This is a genomic window from Ruegeria sp. G12, from assembly GCF_056533565.1.
Genome location: NZ_JBQFOO010000009.1, coordinates 76,508 through 93,134 on the forward strand (window position 1 = coordinate 76,508; position 16,627 = coordinate 93,134).

Here is a 16,627-nt window from a genome sequence, read left to right on the forward strand (position 1 = left end):
CGAACTCTCCTATGGCTGGGATTACCCTGACTTTACCCTATTGGCCGGGTCAATAGGCGCGGCGCAATATCAGAAAAGCTCATCAACGGTTTAACTGATTTCATCCGAGCCGGTGCGAACCTCGTCAATGATCCAGTTCTTGAGGGCGCGGGCATTGTCCGAAAGCTCATCGTCGGGGCGGCCCACAAGGTAGAACTGATTGGGTGCGGTCAGGTGATGTGGTCCGATGGCCACCAGTTTTCCCGATTGCAGCATCGGCAATATCAACCGCTGCCAGCCCAAAGCCAACCCGGCCCCCTTGCGCGCCAGTTGCAGCGCGACCGAGTAGCTGTTGACCCGCGAATCGACCGGGATGGTGCCGGTATAGCCAAGCTGCTGAAACCAGTCCGGCCAAGTTGTCCAACTGCGATCATCCGACTCCAGATGGATCAGGCGCTGGGCGGCCAGGTCCTGCAGGCTTGCACCGGACAGTTTTTTGGCCAGGTCCGGGCTGGCGACGGGGATCAGATGATCCCGGTACAAGGGCGTATGCGATAGGCTGGGGTCATTGTCACGGCCATATCGGATAAAGAAATCCACATCCGGCCGATCCCGAAACGGGCGATCCTGCGAGATCTGGTCAACACTCACCTCCGGGTTTTCGCGCCAGAACCGGATGATTGCGTGCGAAAGCCACAGGGCCGCCACCGCCGTCGTCGCCCCGACAGTGACCTTTTCGCCGGTGGGCCTGTCGCGGATGGCCGCCAACACCTTGGAGATGCGGGTGAAAGAGGTCGAAAGCGCCTCATACAGCGCCTTGCCGTCATCGGTCAGATCGACCCCGCGATGCTTGCGCTGAAACAGGGCGGTCTCCAGATCACCCTCAAGCGCCTTGATCTGATGGCTGACCGCGCCGGGGGTGACCGAAAGCTCTTCGGCGGCGTTTTTGAAGCTCAGATGCCGCGCTGCCGCTTCAAAGGCGGACAGGGTGGTGAGCGGCGGTAAATTGTAGTGGCGTCTGGACATTTTTGCAGGTTTCCGGGCTTCGGATGAACTGGCCTCGCTTGACTATTAAAATTTTTCCCGTTGAAGACCAGCGAATGATACGCTGAAGGTACATTTGAGCGTCCGGTTTGCGACGCGGGTCGCCGAAGCGGCAAATTACGTCGGTTCTGGTCACGCCACCTGCCGGGCAAACCTATACGCAGGCGAACCAACACACGTGGCAATCGACACCCTGCCCGGAATGAAAGCTCGGGCACAGTCAATCGCTCCCGCTGAAACCTGTTTGGTTTGAGCAAACGGGAACTGGCAAAGGACTGACGATGAACAGACAAAGCGCAGAATGCGATTGCCTGCCTGCTTTGGGCAATGCTCTGAAACATCAAGCAAAAACAAGAATAAAACAGCGGCTGTAACGGCAGTCGGAACCATACGGATCGACAACACGGGAGGAATAATATGTCGGTACCTGAGCCATTTACGGATCTAGAGATAGAAACGGCGGATGCCGGTTTCTATGAAAATTACAGCGTACCGATTGCGCTGATCAGCAAGGCCATTATGGTTGGTCTTGTGCTGTGGGCGCTGGTCTTCCCGGCAAATGCCAACAGCACGCTGGGTAGCCTGAACAGCCAGTTGCTTGAGCTTTTCAACAGCTTCTACGTCATCATTGTCGGTTTGTTTTTCTTCTTTCTGGCAATCGTGGCCATTATCCCGAGCACGGGCAAACGGATCATGGGCACGCCGGGTGAGAAGCCCGAGTTTTCCAATTTCTCGTGGTTTTCGATGATGTTTGGTGCCGGTCTCGGCGTGGGCCTGATGGTCTTTGCCACAGCCGAGCCGCTGGGCCTGTGGGGATCGAACCCCGTTGTCGTTTCGGGCGCGGTCGAGGGGAACTCGCCCGACGCACTGCAATCGGCGTATCGCTTTACCTATCTGCACTACGGTTTCCACGCCTGGGCGATCTACGTGGTGACGGGTCTGTCGCTGGCCTATTATGCCTATACTCGCGACATGCCGCTGACGATCCGATCGGCGCTGACGCCGCTGTTCGGTAAGCTGATGAACGGGTTTCTGGGCCATGTGGTTGATGTGTTGGGCGTTGTCGCCACCATCCTGGGTGTGTCGGTGACAATCGGTTACGGCGTCAGCCAATTCATCGACGGTCTTTATGCCATCACCGGCATGGGCTGGGTCATGGATTTGGGCGGCGAGGTGCCGACCCCCAGTAAAGTAGGTCTGATCGCTGGACTGGTTGTTATCATGAGCCTGTCGATCATCTCGGCTGTGTCCGGGGTTGGCCGTGGCGTTAAATACCTGTCGAACCTGAACCTTGTACTGTCGATCATCCTGCTGGGTACGTTCGTGGTGTTCGGCTCGTTCGTCTTCGCGATGACCACCTATGGCTCGGCGATGGTTGACTATATTCTGCACTTCCTGTCGCTCAGCTTCAGCGCCTACGGCCCGCTGTCGACCGAGGCCTTTGCGGCCTCTCTGCCCGAGGCCGCACAGGCGCATGCCAATGACCTTGTCGGCGGTGCGACCAATGCCTGGGGCAGCTTTGCCGGCTTCAAAGACGGTCTGGAAGGTGCAGCCGCCGAGTTGGATGAGGAAACGCTGGCCGCAGTCTATGCCGCAGGCGAGCAGGGCCGACAGTTCGGCTGGCAGGCCGGTTGGACCACGTTCTACTGGGCCTGGTGGATCGCGTTTTCGCCCTTCGTGGGCCTGTTTCTGGCGCGCATCTCCAAGGGTCGTTCGGTGCGTGAGTTCATTCTGGGCTGCGTGTTCGCTCCGGCACTGGTCTGCTTTGCCTGGATGACCGTTCTGGGCGGCACCGCGATCGATCTGGAACTGGCTGGTGCTGCAGAAGGCGCAATCATCGGGGCCTCGAATACCAACAAGCTGTTCGTGACGCTGTCCTATATGATCGACGGCGGGCTGCTTTCGATGCTGAACATCATGTGCGTGATCCTGATCATGACCTTCCTGGTCACATCCGCTGACTCGGGCATTCTGGTGATGAACACCATCATGTCGGGAGGCAGCCAGGAAACCGGCATCAAGCACCGGATCATCTGGGGCGTAATCCTGACCGCCGTGATCGGGGCGCTGATCCTGGCAGCAGGTGACAACAACCCGATGGACGCGCTGCGCAATGCGATGATCATAGGCGCGCTGCCGTTTACAATGGTCATGGGCCTAATGTGCATCGCACTGGCCAAGGCGCTGTTCCGCGACGGTCAGCGCGACAAGCAGGGCGCCGCCACACAGGCCGCTGAGTAAGCGATCCGCATCACCTGACACCAACGCCGCCCCCTAACCGGGGCGGCGTTTTTTCGAGAATGGATTACCGAATGGTCTTCCCGACATGAGCACCACGCCGTATCGGCGCGGTCGCCAATCGGGAAAGCCGGGTTTTCGGACGCGGGACCTTTATTCAGGGTTATCAAGGCGGGGGGAGTGGTTGGGCCACTTTCAGGGCAACCAAACGCTCGCCCCCTATCCCGCCGAAGACCCCCTCGTTAAAACCGGACTAATCAACATATCGGCAGGACTAACTGCTGATAGAAACAGAACAGGGCATAACTATTGCGACAACGTGTCGGATGTAGGGTTTGTTCCGCCACAAAGATTAAGGTGTCGAAGAAGGTCTGCGTTTTTGCCAGCGGAAGCGGGTGACCTGCGGAAACCACTAGTCGCGATGTTCAAGACTATTACACAAAGGGCTGTCCAGTTCGATGGCCTGACGCGCATCGATATTTTAACGTGGGCACACTGAGCAGCGCGGAACCGCAGTAGTCGCCTAAGCCGAGTCAAGCGGGGGCGCTGCCTGCCGGATAGTACTGACGCTGAAATGTTAGGATTTTGGTGGAGCCTAGGGGAGTCGAACCCCTGACCTCTTGCATGCCATGCAAGCGCTCTCCCAACTGAGCTAAGGCCCCACTAAGGTACCGCTGCTGCGGTGGACGGACGTTTATGAGACAGCGGGGGCGAGTGCAAGTCCAAAAATTGCTTTGAGGGAAAGAATCCGCGCCGCGCAGGGAAGGGTGATGAGGCGGGCCGGGTCCGCCTCAGACCCGGATCAGTTTTCGTCTTCCGACGACATGTCGGTGATGTCGTCCAGCGAGACATCATCGTTGCTGTCGTCATCATCGTCCAAAAGATCATCGTCCAGTTCGACATCGACATTGTCGTCGTCATCCAGAACCATATCTTCTTCCGATGCGTTTTCGCGCGCTTTGGCGGTCGCCGCATCTTCGGCGTCGGCGGCGATCATCCGGCTTTTGCCGGTCTCAAGCTCCACGATCTCGCCCGTGTAGGGGCTGACGATCGGGTCCTTGTTCAGGTCGTAAAAGCGCTTACCAGTGGTCGGGCAAACACGCTTTACGCCCCATTCTTCCTTGGGCATGTCAAATCCCCTTGATATCAGGTGAGTCGTCTAAAAGATTCAGTTCACGTGCCACAAGCGGCGGGGACTGTCAAAGCCTTTGCGCAGGGAAGGACTGGATATGGGAAAGCACGCCTTGCCGGGGACGCCGCCGGTGCCGCTGACACTGCGCAAATCGGCGCGGGCGCGGCGCATCAGCCTGCGGATTTCCCAGTTGGACGGGCGGGTTACGCTGACCTATCCGCAAGGCGTCCCTGAGGCCGAGGCGCTAAGTTTCGCCCAAACCAAAGAGGGATGGATTCGCCAGCACCTTCTGGACCGGCCCGATCCGGCGCGGGTTCAGTTCGGGCAGATCATCCCGATTGAAGGGATCGACCGGCGAATCGTTCCCGCAACCGGGCGCAGGGTGTTGCTGCAGCCGGATGCGGTTGCGGTTCCAGCGGGGGCAGAGGCGCGCCGTCTGGCCCGGTTTCTGAAAGAACTCGCACGAGATCGCTTGACCGGAGCCTGTGATGATTATGCGGCAATGCTGGGCCGCCCTTACACCAGCCTGACACTGCGCGATACGCGGTCCCGCTGGGGTTCGTGCGGGTCCCATGGGGGGCTAATGTTCTCGTGGCGGCTGATACTCGCACCGTCCGACGTGTTGCACTACGTGGCCGCGCACGAGGTGGCACATCTGGCCGAGATGAACCATTCGCCTGCCTTCTGGGCGCAGGTCGAGCGGCTGTTTGGCCCGTATAAAGACCCGCGCAAATGGTTGCGCGACAATGGCGCGGCGCTGCATCGCTATAGGTTTGATGCGCCTCCGAGTTGACCCTGCGGGATTTTGTGATCACATGGGCTCATGTTGACTCCGCGCCCTTCAGACTCCCACACCGCCACCCATGATCGGGTGTACCGCGCCCTGCGATCCCGGATCATGCACGGGGACATTGCACCCGGGCAGGCGCTGACCCTGCGTGGGATCGGCAAGGAATTCGGCGTGTCGATGACCCCCGCGCGCGAGGCCGTGCGCCGTCTGGCCGCCGAGGGTGCGCTGTTCCTGTCCACGTCCGGGCGGGTTTCGACCCCCGAACTGACCAATGACCGGATCGAGGAGCTGGCCGCGTTGCGAGCCTTGCTCGAGGTCGAACTGGCCAGCCGCGCCTTGCCCCGCGCGCATATCGCGCTGATCGACCGGCTGCAAAGCATCAATATGAACGTGGCCGAGATGGTGACGAAGCGCGATGCGGTCGGCTATATCCGCACCAACCTCGAATTTCACCGCACGCTCTATCTGCGCGCGCAGGCCCCCGCGATGTTGGCGATGGCCGAGACCGTCTGGCTGCAGCTTGGACCGACGATGCGGGCGCTTTACGGGCGGCTGCGCCGCACCGAACCGCCGCATTATCACAAGCTGATCATCGCCGCGCTAAAGGCGGGGGATGAGCCCGGATTGCGGCTTGCGGTACGCTCGGACGTGACGCAGGGGCTGCGGATGCTGGTCAGCTAAGCGGCATACCGCCGACAGTAAGAATGGCCCCGTTTGGGCGGGTGATTTTCTGGCCTGCGCGACCGGACTGCGATACGCTGAGGCAAATCACAACAAGAGCAGATTTCAGTCATGATCAATCGTCGAACCTTTTCCGCCGGGCTTGGGGCAAGCCTTCTGGCCGCCTGTTCCGGCGGCGGTACTCCGGCCAGCGCGCCCGCATCGCGGATGCGCCCGGTGCCCAACGCAGGTTGGGACGCGTGGGTTGCCAGCTTCAAGGGCCGCGCCGCGTCTCAGGGTATTTCGCAACCCACGCTTAACCGCGCCTTTCAAGGCGCAGGATACCTGCCCGAGGTCATTGAACGCGACCGCAATCAGGTGGAATTCAAACGCTCGCTCGAGGATTATCTGGCCATTGCCGCCTCGGATGAGCGGATCAGCACCGGCAAGCAGATGATGTTGCGCCATGCGGGCACCCTGTCGCAGATCGAGGCGCAGTATGGCGTCGACAAAGAGGTGGTCGTGGCCGTCTGGGGGCTGGAAAGCCGCTATGGCGCGCGGCGCGGGGATGTGCCGGTGATCTCGGCCACATCAACGCTGGCCTATGACGGGCGGCGCGGGGCGTTCTTTGAAAAGCAACTGGTGGCCGCGCTGAAGATCATTCAGGAGGGCGACACGAGCCCTGCCAACATGACCGGCAGCTGGGCCGGGGCGATGGGGCACACGCAGTTCATCCCGACCTCGTATCTGGCCTATGCGGTGGATTTCACCGGCGACGGGCGACGCGATATCTGGTCCGAGGATCCGGCGGATTCGCTGGCCTCAACAGCCGCCTATCTGGCGCGCGCCGGATGGGTGCGCGGGCAGCCTTGGGGTGGCGAGGCCGGTACAGTTTCCGGCACACCGGTAGCTGTTCTGCAGCCGCAGACGCCCGGGCCGCGCATTGCCGTGTTCCGCAATTTTCAGGTGATCAAGCGGTACAACAACTCGGACAGCTATGCGATTGGCGTGGGGCATCTGTCTGACCGGATTGCCGGGGGCGCGCCGTTTCAGGCCTCGTTCGGGCCGGATGAGAACGGGCTGACGCTGGAAGACCGCAAGGAGTTGCAGCGCCGCCTGACCGCCGCGGGGTATGACACGCAGGGCGCGGACGGGGTGATCGGCAAGAAGTCCGAGGCGGCGATCAGCGGCTATCAGCGCGCCAATGGCATGGCCGTGACCGGCACGCCATCGGTTGACTTGCTGCGGCGTCTGGGCGGCTGACGGCCTAGGCCGCCAGACCCTTGGAACCGATATCGAGGAATTTCTGACGGCGGTCCTTGATCAGGGCCGCCGCATCCTTGCCGTCCAGCTCTTTCAGCATGGCCGCGATGGCTGCGCGTACCGATTCAACCGTGGCAGGGCGGTCACGATGGGCACCGCCCTTGGGCTCGGTGATGATCCGGTCGCAGACGCCCAGTTTATAGAGGTCTTGCGCGGTCAGGCGCAGCGCCTCGGCCGCTTCGCGCATCTTCTCGGAATCCTTCCACAGGATCGAGGCACAGCCCTCGGGCGAGATCACCGAATAGACCGAATGCTCCAGCATCGCCACGCGGTTCGCGGTCGCGAATGCAACCGCACCGCCCGAGCCGCCTTCGCCGATGATGACCGACACCAGAGGCACGCCGATCTTCAGGCACATTTCGGTTGACCGCGCGATGGCTTCGGATTGGCCGCGTTCCTCGGCCCCTTTGCCGGGATAGGCCCCGGCAGTGTCGATCAGGGTGATCACCGGCAGGCCAAAGCGACCCGCCATCTCCATCAGGCGCACGGCCTTGCGATAGCCCTCGGGGCGGGCCATGCCGAAATTCCGTTCGATCCGCGATTTGGTGTCGCTGCCTTTTTCGTGACCGATCACCATGACCGGCTGGTCGTTGAACCGGGCCAGACCGCCGATCACCGCCAGATCGTCGGCAAAGTTCCGGTCCCCGGCCAGAGGCGTAAATTCGGTGAACAGCGCATGGACATAATCGTTGCAATGGGGGCGTTCGGGATGGCGCGCCACCTGACATTTACGCCAGGGGGTCAGATCGGCATAAAGCTCGTCCAGCAGCTTGGCGGCCTTGGCGTCCAGCGCGGCGGCCTCTTCGGCCACGTCCATCTCTTCATTGGCGCGGGCCAGCGCGCGCAGCTCTTCGGCCTTGCCTTCGATCTCGGCCAGTGGTTTTTCAAAATCCAGATACTGGGTCATGACGCCTCTCAACGCGGAAGTTCCCCGCTATATGAACTTGCCGCCACCGGAATGCAACTCAGCAAGATTTGCGGATGCTGAATATGCGATCCCGGTTGGGCAAGGGAAAGGAAGGATGCCAATGGCCGCCAGCTACGAAGACCGCATTCTGCGCGTTCTGGATTATATCCACGACCATCCCGCAGGGGACCTGTCGCTGGACGCGCTGGCCGATGTCGCCGCCATGTCGCGGTTTCACTGGCATCGCGTGTTCCGGGCGCTGACCGGCGAGACCTGCGCGCAGGCCGTGCGCCGGGTCAGGCTGCACCGGGCGGCCACGTGGCTGTTGCGCAGCGACAAGCCCGTGGCCGAGATCGCGGCGTCGGTGGGCTATCCCAACCTGAACTCCTTTGCGCGGGCCTTTTCCGAGGCCTACGGCAGCAGCCCCACCGCCTTTCGCAAGGCCGGGCAGTTTCTGCCAGCCCATCCCTACTTCAAAACCGGAGGATATCCGATGCATCCCGTCACGACCCGAACCGAACCCGCCCGCCGCGTTGTCGCCTTGCCGCACAAAGGGGCCTATGCCGAGATCGGCAAAAGCTTTGAGGCTTTCAGCGCGCTGTGCGAATCCCGCCAGCTTTGGCCTAAGCTGGGTCCGGTGATTGGAGTGTATTGCGATAGTCCTGACGAGGTGCCCGAGGATCAGTTGCGCAGCTACGCGGGCGCGGAATTCATGGGCGACACAACGCCCGAAGGGATGCAGCAGCTTGATATTCCCGGCGGCAAGACTGCCGTGCTGACCTATAAGGGGCCGTATTCCGGGATTGCGTCCGCCTATCACAGCCTGTTCGGCAACTGGCTGCCCAGTTCAGGCGAGGAGCCCGCAGATCAGCCCTGCTACGAAATCTACCTCAACGACCCGCGCGAGACCGCGCCCGAGGAGTTGCTGACTGAAATCTGCCTGCCGCTGAGATAACTCAGGTCGGCCAAAGAACCGGGTAAAGCGAGGCGACCAGCAGCGCTGCCATGGTCCAGTTGAACGCCAACAATCGGCGCGGGTTCGTGAGTACTCGCGCCATTTGTTGCCCCAGAACTGTCCAGGTGCTGACCGACGGCAGGTTGATCGCGCCGAAGACCAGCGCGACGATCAGGATCGCGTTCAGCGTGTGATCCGGCGTGTACGCGGTGGTTGCCGTCAGCGCCATCGCCCACGCCTTTGGATTGACCCATTGAAACGCCGCGGCCTGCAGGAAGGTCATCGGCACACCCGCGGCCTCGCCTGCCTTGGCCGGGGCCGCGTGGGCAATCTTCCAGGCGAGGTACAGAAGATAGGCAACCGATACGACCTTGAGCACGGTGTAGCTGATCGGAAACCGATCAAAGACCTGCACCAGCCCGGCCCCCACCAGCAGCACCATGAAAGTGAAGCCCAGCCCGATGCCCAGCATGTGCGGTATCGATCGCCGGAACCCGAAATTCGCCCCTGAGGCCATCAGCATCAGGTTGTTCGGCCCCGGCGTGATCGAGGACACGAAGGCAAAGGTGATCAGGGCCAGCAGGATGTCGTAGGTCATGCCGCGAATAATTGCCGAACAGAGGGGAAATGAAATTGCGTTTTGATGCGCCTTAGCGCTACGATCACAACAAATGACGAAAATTGACCCAATAAACAAACATATATTGCGCGAGATTTCCTCGGACGGACGTATCAGCAATCTGGACCTTGCGGAACGGGTCGGCCTGTCGCCCTCGGCCTGCCTGCGCCGGGTGCAGGAGCTTGAGCGCGCGGGCGTGATCGCGGGCTATCGCGCGGTGCTGAACCCGGCGGCGTTGGGGATCGGGTTCATTGCCTATATCGGTGTCGGGCTGGGCGAGCATACAAAAGCCGCTCAGGAAGGGTTTGAGCGCGCCGTTAACAGTGCACCGGAAGTGGTCGAATGCCACAACATCACCGGCACCATCGAATACCTGCTGCGGGTCGAATGCGCCGATCTGCCCAACTATAAAACCTTCCATACCGAGGTGCTGGGAACCCTGCCGCATGTGATCTCGATCACGACCTATGTGGTTATGGATTCGCCCAAGGATATGCGGGCGTGACCATGGAAAAGTGATGTTTAACCGTCTTGCAGGGTAATTTTGCACGTCTTAGTGTCATCCTGACGGCCTACTCATAAGGGGAAAATCCCAAAAGGGCCAAACTCAGGGAGAAGACCATGACATTCCTTCGGACCGGAGCGCTTGCCGCAGCCATGGCGTTGATCGCCGGGGCGGCCCTGTCGGCGCCGCTGAAACTGCAACCCGCGAACCCGCAGCCCAGCCCCAAGGCCGGGCTGGATGTGCAATATGCGTGGGAGGGTAATCCGCCACGCAAGATTCAGAACCTGACCAAGGTCAAGCAGATGGGCAAGAAGATGAAGCCCGGGCAGCCGCTGCGGGGTCTGGACTATCGGGACACGGAAGAGGGCGATCCGGTTCTGACTTTCAACAAGGCGTTCAATGTAGCGGCAGAGATCAGCGGTTACATCCGCTTTGACTCGCCGGGCATCTATGAGCTTGAAACATGGTCCAATGACGGCATCGACGCATGGGTCGGCGGGCAGCAGATTGGCTATTTCAACGGGCGTCAGGTCTGCGAGGCCAATCAGCGGACTGAGGTCGAGGTGCCGCAAGCGGGCTGGTATCCGCTGAAGATCAGCTATTTCCAGAAATACGGAACGTCCTGCCTGATGATGAAATGGGGCAAGCAGGGCGAACGGTTTACCTGGACGCCCAACGACGTCTTTGGCCGGTAAGAAATAGGCACCCCGAAGGGTGCCTTTTCAGGTCTACCTGTTTGCAATCAGTTCGGCCTGCGCCACAATCACCTCGGCCTGTTTTATCGAGGCGATGTCGACCAGACGTCCTTTGTAAACGGTCGCGCCTTCGCCGCTGGCCTTGGCCTGCTCCATCGCCGCCAGAATCTCGCGCGCTTCGCCGACTGCCTCGTCGGACGGGGTGAAGACCTGATTGGCCAGCGCGATCTGCTTGGGGTGGATCGCCCACTTGCCGACCATGCCCAAGGTGGCCGAGCGTTTGGCCTGCGCGATGAACCCCTCATCGTCCGAGAAATCGCCGAAGGGGCCATCCACCGGCAGCACACCATGGGTGCGGCAGGCGGCGACGATGGCGGCCTGCGCCCAGTGCCACGGGTCGGACCAGTGTTTCTGGCCCTCGTGCAGCATGTAATAGTTTTCCTGCGTGCCGCCGATGCCCGTTGTCTGCATACCCATCGAGGCAGCGAAATCGGCCGCCCCGAGGCTCATGGCCTGCATGCGAGGCGACGACGCGGCGATTTCCTCGACATGCGCGATCCCGGCGGCGGATTCGATGATGACCTCGAAGCTGATCGGTTTGGTGCGGCCCTTGGCGCGCTCGATCGCGGTGACCAAAGCGTCCACCGCGTAAACATCCGCCGCACAGCCGACCTTGGGGATCATGATCTGGTCCAACCGGTCGCCTGCCCGTTCCAGCAGATCGACTACGTCGCGATACCAATAGGGCGTGTCCAGACCGTTGATGCGGACCGACATGTACTTGCTGCCCCAGTCGACGGTGTTCAGCGCCTCGGTCACATTGGCGCGGGCAATGTCCTTGTCCGAGGGGGCGACCGAATCCTCTAGGTCCAGATTGATCACATCCGCCGCCGAGGCCGCCATTTTCGGGAACAGTTTCGTGTTCGATCCCGGCCCGAACAGCTGGCAGCGATTGGGGCGCGCAGGGGCGGTGGGTTGAATGCGAAAGCTCATCTGGACCTCGTGGAGGAAAGGAAATTACGATTTTCTTGGCTAATGAGGTATTAAATTGCGCGAAGCGGTGCAAGGACCTTTGTGCGGACGCAGCATTGCATTCGCAGCATAATCTACGAAAGGGCGCGATTCCGGCGAGTAAAGTTTAATCATTTTGAAATCCCGCAATATTGTTGCGAGAATTGGCAAATCCACGCGAATTTTTCCCGTGCGAGCATTCACCGTCGGGTGGAATCGGGACACACTCGTTTGCTTGGTCCCATAGCCTGCATCGGAATCAAAGGAGGGCACCGCAATGATCGAGACACCGTACCTGCTGTTTTTGGGCGATGCGCCCGACCATCTGGCGGCTAAGGTCGCTATCGGCATCCGCGACTGGCGTCCGGAAAACGCCGTGGGCCAGTTCCGCATGGAGGGCTGTAAGGCCAATCTGGGCCTGACCGACCTGACCTTGGCCGAGGCCAAGGCCGCCGGGGCAAAGACCCTTGTGATTGGGGTTGCAAACCGGGGCGGGGTGATTAGCCCGGCATGGAAGGCGGTTCTGATTGAAGCGCTGGAGATGGGATATGATCTTGCCTCGGGCCTGCATAACCTGCTGCGCGACGAAGGTGATCTGGTGGCCGCCGCGCAAACCCATGGCTGCACCCTGCACGATGTGCGCGTGCCGACTGTTGGTTACCCGATTGCCAATGGCCGCAAGCGCCGTGGCAAGCGGTGTCTGGCCGTTGGCACCGACTGTTCGGCAGGCAAGATGTACACCGCGATGTCGATGGATGCCGAGATGCGCAAGCGCGGGCTGAACTCCACGTTCCGCGCCACCGGACAGACGGGCATTCTGATCACAGGGCAGGGCGTGCCTCTGGACGCGGTTGTCGCGGATTTCATGGCCGGCGCGGTCGAGTATCTGACGCCTGAAAACGATGAGGATCACTGGGATCACATCGAAGGTCAGGGTTCGCTGTTTCATGTCTCGTATTCCGGGGTCACCATGGCGCTGATCCATGGCGGGCAGCCGGACGCGCTGATCCTGTGCCACGAGCCGACCCGGACGCATATGCGGGGCCTGCCCGAATATTCTCTGCCGACTCTGCCCGAACTGCGCGACACAGCTTTGCCATTGGCGCGGGTTGCGAACCCGGCCTGTCAAGTCGTTGGGGTTTCGATCAACACGCAAAACCTGAGCGAGGATGAGGCGCGGGCTTACATTGCCAAGGTCGAGGCCGAGATGGACCTGCCCGCCACCGATCCCTATCGCTTTGGCGCGGGCAAACTTGTGGACGCGCTGGCGGCCCTGTGATCAAAGAAACCTGCCGGAGGGCCGCCTCCGGCGGGAGTATTTTTGAAAAGATGAAAGGGTAGGCGCGTGCAGATTGATGTTTCTCGGGATGTCTTCCGGCTGGCGCAAGTCTTTACGATCTCGCGCGGGTCGCGGACCGAAGCGAAGGTGTTGACCGTTCGCCTGTCTGATGGGGCCCATCAGGGGTGGGGCGAATGCGTCCCTTACGCCCGTTATAACGAGACGTTGGAGTCCGTTGAGGCGGAGATTTTGGGCCTTCCCGGCGATGTCACACGCGACCGGCTGCTGGACCTGCTACCCGCCGGGGCGGCGCGCAATGCGGTGGATTGTGCGCTGTGGGATATTGAGGCGAAACGAGCGGGCAAGCGCGTCTGGGAACTCGCCGGTTTGACTGCGCCGGGTCCCGAGATTACCGCCTATACCTTGTCGCTGGATACGCCCGAGGCGATGCAGGCGCAGGCCGCCACGCACGCGCATCGCCCGCTGCTGAAAATCAAGCTGGGTACACCGGATGACATGCCCCGGCTTGAAGCGGTGCGCGCCGGTGCGCCCGAGGCGCGGATCATAGTGGATGCAAACGAAGGCTGGTCTGCCGAGGTTTACGCCGATCTGGCCCCGCATCTGGTGCGACTGGGCGTGGCGCTGGTCGAGCAGCCTTTGCCTGCGGGCGAGGACGAGGCCCTGATCGGCATGGACCGTCCGGTGCCCGTTTGTGCCGACGAATCCTGCCACGACCGCGCCAGCCTGCCTGCGTTGAAGGGCAAGTATGACGTGGTCAACATCAAGCTCGACAAAACCGGTGGGCTGACCGAGGCGTTGGAGTTGCGCAAGGCGGCGCTGGCCGATGGGTATAAAGTCATGGTCGGGTGCATGGTTGGCAGTTCGTTGGCTATGGCGCCCGCGACACTGCTGGCGCAGGGTGCGATGGTAACGGACCTTGACGGCCCGCTTCTTCTGGCCGAAGACCGGAAAAACCCGCTGATATTTGATGACGCCGGAGTGCATCCGCCCAGTTCGGACCTCTGGGGCTGAGGAGAACCATATGACCCGCACCGTGTATGTGAATGGCGAATACCTGCCCGAAACCGAAGCCAAGGTTTCGATCTTCGACCGCGGCTTCCTAATGGCGGATGCTGTTTATGAGGTCACGAGCGTTCTGGGCGGCAAGCTGATCGACTTTGACGGCCACGCGGTGCGTCTGAAACGCTCGTTGGACGAGTTGCAGATGGCCGAGCCCTGCAGCAAGGACGACCTTTTGGAAATTCACCGAAAGCTGGTGGAGTTGAACGGCATTGACGAAGGGCTGATCTATCTGCAGGTCACGCGCGGCAGTGATGGCGACCGGGATTTCGTGTTCCCGTCGGCGGATACGAAACCGACGCTGGTTCTGTTTACCCAGAACAAGCCGGGTCTGGCCGACAGCCCGGCGGCCAAAAAGGGTGCCAAGATCATCTCGATCGACGATATCCGGTGGGGCCGCCGCGACATCAAGACGACGCAGTTGCTGTATCCCTCACTGGGTAAGATGATGGCCAAGGCCGCCGGGTGCGATGATGCCTGGATGGTCGAGGACGGCTATGTCACCGAGGGCACCAGCAACAACGCCTATTTCGTCAAGAACGGCAAGATCGTGACCCGACCGCTGTCGAACGACATCCTGCACGGGATCACCCGAAAGGCGGTGTTGCGCATGGCCGCCGAGGCGCAGATGGAGGTTGAGGAACGCCTGTTCACCATCGACGAGGCGAAAGAGGCGGATGAGGCGTTTACCACCTCGGCCAGCGCCTTTGTCATGCCGGTGGTTGAGATCGACGGGGTGCAGCTGGGTGATGGCACGCCCGGTCGTATCGCGATGCGTCTGCGCGAGATCTATCTGGACGAAAGCCGCAAGGCCGCGATCTGAAGACAAAGCCCGCCGGTTCGGCGGGCTTTGTCGTGTCAGTCTTTTTTGCCCACATTCTGTTCGAAGGCGACTTCGAAGGCGGCTTGTTTTTCGGGGCTGGCCTCGGTCTGATAGTTGGCTTTCCATTCGTCCATGGTCATGCCGTAGAAAATCTGACGGGCCTCGTCCTTGCCCATCTCGATGCCCTTTTCATTGGCGGCTTCCTGATACCAGCGGGACAGGCAGTTGCGGCAGAACCCGGCCAGATTCATCATGTCGATGTTCTGAACGTCCGTGCGATCCTCCATCAGGTGCTGTTGCAACCGGCGAAACGCGGCGGCCTGAAGTTCGATTTCGGTTTGGGTGTCCATGAGGGTCTCCGGCTGAAGGGCGATGTTACGCGTCAGAGTTAAGCGTCTTGTCCCCGCGTTGCAACAAAGGGGCAGGACTGCCTGCGATCAGGTCAGTTTCAGCGCCAGCCAGGGCACCACGCAGAATACGATGGTCAGTAGCTTGTACTTGGCCAAATACCGGAAATAGGCCTGTTTCAGATTGGGGCGGCCCATGTGAAACAGGCTGCTGTGAAACTCTGCGATCCGGTCTTGCAGGGTGACGATCATGACTGTTGAAAATAGTAACAGTCCGATATTGATAACGGACATCCAGCCAAAGAAAGTTATCAGTGTTTCCTGTGACATAAGCACATCCTTTCCCCTTTAACATGGGGTCTGGCGGGGCCGCTCACAAGAGGATCGCGATGGCGCTCAAAGGCCGCTTTGGCCCAGAGCGTCTTCTAGGATGGTGGCCAATCTTTCCGCCCACCGGCGCTGTCCGGCGTGATCGGCAATCAGGTCGTTGCGTACTTCAATCAACGCGTTCGGACGGCCATGGGTGGTGCAGTGTTTATCGATGGCATCGCCGGGCAGCACGCCGGTATAGGGCTCGTTTTCGCCAACGCACAGGTCCCCTTCGGCGTTCAAACGGTCGATTAGGGGGCGCGAAAACCGCTCATCCGGCGTGTGCAACACGCCGATATGCCAGGGGCGCGGGTCGCGGCCGCGCAATTGGCGGGTGAAGGAGTGCATCGAGATAATCACTGCGTGCGGCAGGGCGGCCAGGCGGGCCAAGGCGTCATGATAGGGGCGGTAGCACATGTTCAGCCGCCGCTCCCGCTCGGTCGCATCTGCGTGCCGGTTGCCGGGAATGATCGAGCCATCATACAGCTTCATCAGCAGGGTGGGATCGTCCTCACCTCGGTTCGGGTCGATCACGAGGCGCGAGAAATTAGCGGCGATCACCGGTGCGTTCAGTATCTCGCCCAGATGCTTTGAGACCTCATAAGCCCCCACATCGTAAGCGATGTGCCGTTCCATATCTTCGCGCGGCAGGCCAAGGTCGCCGCCATTGATTTCGGGCGGTACCGTATTGGTGGCATGGTCGCATGTAATCAGCCAGCGGGATGGGCGATCCTCGCCGTGAACAAAAAACGGAGTGTACGTCATAAGCCTGTCATCAAGTTTGCCGCAGGTGTAGGACAGTTGCGTCCAAAAGGGAATTGCGCAATAAGCATGCCAAGCACTGTTTGCGGTAACATGGACGAGAGGGACA

18 protein-coding genes and 1 tRNA gene are annotated in these 16,627 nt (G+C 60.7%); 10 read left to right on the forward strand and 9 right to left on the reverse strand.

Going from position 1 to position 16,627, the window contains the following annotated elements; genetic code table 11:
• Positions 1–90: 90 nt before the first annotated feature.
• Positions 91–1,005 (reverse strand): LysR substrate-binding domain-containing protein, encoded by a 915-nt coding sequence (locus ACR0JN_RS18430; RefSeq protein ID WP_480887831.1) that lies wholly within the window; start codon positions 1,003–1,005, stop codon positions 91–93.
• A gap of 435 nt (positions 1,006–1,440) precedes the next feature.
• Here ACR0JN_RS18430 and ACR0JN_RS18435 point away from each other — a divergent pair, with 435 nt between their 5' ends.
• Positions 1,441–3,264 carry a BCCT family transporter gene (locus ACR0JN_RS18435; RefSeq protein WP_480887833.1) on the forward strand — a complete coding sequence of 608 codons (1,824 nt, stop codon included), beginning with the start codon at positions 1,441–1,443 and terminating at the stop codon, positions 3,262–3,264.
• 583 nt (positions 3,265–3,847) lie between these two features.
• On the opposite strand, the gene ACR0JN_RS18440 is transcribed toward ACR0JN_RS18435, so the two are convergent.
• A tRNA-Ala gene (locus ACR0JN_RS18440) sits at positions 3,848–3,923 on the reverse strand.
• A gap of 140 nt (positions 3,924–4,063) precedes the next feature.
• Entirely contained in the window at positions 4,064–4,390 is a 327-nt protein-coding gene (locus tag ACR0JN_RS18445) for a TIGR02300 family protein (RefSeq protein ID WP_480887835.1), read from the reverse strand.
• Between the two features lie 100 nt (positions 4,391–4,490).
• On the opposite strand from ACR0JN_RS18445, the gene ACR0JN_RS18450 reads away from it, so the two are divergent.
• From ACR0JN_RS18450 to ACR0JN_RS18460, 3 genes are all read left to right on the forward strand, one after another.
• Positions 4,491–5,186, forward strand: coding sequence for a M48 family metallopeptidase (locus ACR0JN_RS18450; RefSeq protein WP_480887838.1), 696 nt, complete (start codon positions 4,491–4,493; stop codon positions 5,184–5,186).
• A 30-nt stretch (positions 5,187–5,216) separates the two neighbouring features.
• Entirely contained in the window at positions 5,217–5,864 is a 648-nt protein-coding gene (locus ACR0JN_RS18455) for a GntR family transcriptional regulator (RefSeq protein ID WP_480818290.1), read from the forward strand.
• A 111-nt stretch (positions 5,865–5,975) separates the two neighbouring features.
• Complete coding sequence (locus tag ACR0JN_RS18460) at positions 5,976–7,106, forward strand: lytic murein transglycosylase (protein WP_480887839.1); 1,131 nt, start codon at positions 5,976–5,978, stop codon at positions 7,104–7,106.
• A 4-nt stretch (positions 7,107–7,110) separates the two neighbouring features.
• On the opposite strand, the gene ACR0JN_RS18465 is transcribed toward ACR0JN_RS18460, so the two are convergent.
• Positions 7,111–8,073 (reverse strand): acetyl-CoA carboxylase carboxyltransferase subunit alpha, encoded by a 963-nt coding sequence (locus tag ACR0JN_RS18465; RefSeq protein ID WP_480887841.1) that lies wholly within the window; start codon positions 8,071–8,073, stop codon positions 7,111–7,113.
• A 121-nt stretch (positions 8,074–8,194) separates the two neighbouring features.
• On the opposite strand from ACR0JN_RS18465, the gene ACR0JN_RS18470 reads away from it, so the two are divergent.
• Positions 8,195–9,028, forward strand: a complete 834-nt coding sequence (locus ACR0JN_RS18470; protein ID WP_480887843.1) for an AraC family transcriptional regulator — start codon at positions 8,195–8,197, stop codon at positions 9,026–9,028.
• 1 nt (position 9,029) lies between these two features.
• On the opposite strand, the gene ACR0JN_RS18475 is transcribed toward ACR0JN_RS18470, so the two are convergent.
• Positions 9,030–9,626, reverse strand: a complete 597-nt coding sequence (locus ACR0JN_RS18475; RefSeq protein ID WP_480887845.1) for a LysE family translocator — start codon at positions 9,624–9,626, stop codon at positions 9,030–9,032.
• A 73-nt stretch (positions 9,627–9,699) separates the two neighbouring features.
• Here ACR0JN_RS18475 and ACR0JN_RS18480 point away from each other — a divergent pair, with 73 nt between their 5' ends.
• Both ACR0JN_RS18480 and ACR0JN_RS18485 read left to right on the forward strand, forming a co-directional pair.
• The gene (locus ACR0JN_RS18480) at positions 9,700–10,152 is read left to right on the forward strand and encodes an Lrp/AsnC family transcriptional regulator (RefSeq protein WP_480887847.1); all 453 of its coding nucleotides are present in this window, start codon (positions 9,700–9,702) and stop codon (positions 10,150–10,152) included.
• Between the two features lie 116 nt (positions 10,153–10,268).
• Positions 10,269–10,847 carry a PA14 domain-containing protein gene (locus ACR0JN_RS18485; RefSeq protein ID WP_480887849.1) on the forward strand — a complete coding sequence of 193 codons (579 nt, stop codon included), beginning with the start codon at positions 10,269–10,271 and terminating at the stop codon, positions 10,845–10,847.
• A gap of 33 nt (positions 10,848–10,880) precedes the next feature.
• Here ACR0JN_RS18485 and ACR0JN_RS18490 read toward each other — a convergent pair whose 3' ends face one another.
• Positions 10,881–11,840, reverse strand: coding sequence for an L-malyl-CoA/beta-methylmalyl-CoA lyase (locus ACR0JN_RS18490; protein WP_480887851.1), 960 nt, complete (start codon positions 11,838–11,840; stop codon positions 10,881–10,883).
• 295 nt (positions 11,841–12,135) lie between these two features.
• On the opposite strand from ACR0JN_RS18490, the gene dgcN reads away from it, so the two are divergent.
• The 3 genes from dgcN (at position 12,136) to ACR0JN_RS18505 (ending at position 15,040) form a co-directional block, all read left to right on the forward strand.
• A complete protein-coding gene (dgcN, locus tag ACR0JN_RS18495) occupies positions 12,136–13,137 on the forward strand; it encodes an N-acetyltransferase DgcN (protein WP_480887854.1) in 1,002 nt (333 codons plus the stop codon).
• A gap of 66 nt (positions 13,138–13,203) precedes the next feature.
• Positions 13,204–14,169, forward strand: a complete 966-nt coding sequence (dgcA, locus tag ACR0JN_RS18500; protein WP_480887856.1) for an N-acetyl-D-Glu racemase DgcA — start codon at positions 13,204–13,206, stop codon at positions 14,167–14,169.
• 10 nt (positions 14,170–14,179) lie between these two features.
• A complete protein-coding gene (locus ACR0JN_RS18505) occupies positions 14,180–15,040 on the forward strand; it encodes a D-amino-acid transaminase (RefSeq protein WP_480887858.1) in 861 nt (286 codons plus the stop codon).
• Positions 15,041–15,075: 35 nt separating this feature from the next.
• Here the strand turns inward: ACR0JN_RS18505 and ACR0JN_RS18510 are convergent, their stop codons facing one another.
• The 3 genes from ACR0JN_RS18510 to ACR0JN_RS18520 form a co-directional block, all read right to left on the reverse strand.
• On the reverse strand, positions 15,076–15,390 hold the full coding sequence (locus ACR0JN_RS18510; protein WP_480887861.1) for a DUF1244 domain-containing protein: 315 nt from the start codon (positions 15,388–15,390) through the stop codon (positions 15,076–15,078).
• 87 nt (positions 15,391–15,477) lie between these two features.
• On the reverse strand, positions 15,478–15,717 hold the full coding sequence (locus ACR0JN_RS18515; protein ID WP_480887863.1) for a DUF6868 family protein: 240 nt from the start codon (positions 15,715–15,717) through the stop codon (positions 15,478–15,480).
• 66 nt (positions 15,718–15,783) lie between these two features.
• Positions 15,784–16,521 carry an N-formylglutamate amidohydrolase gene (locus tag ACR0JN_RS18520; RefSeq protein ID WP_480887865.1) on the reverse strand — a complete coding sequence of 246 codons (738 nt, stop codon included), beginning with the start codon at positions 16,519–16,521 and terminating at the stop codon, positions 15,784–15,786.
• Between the last annotated feature and the right edge of the window lie 106 nt (positions 16,522–16,627).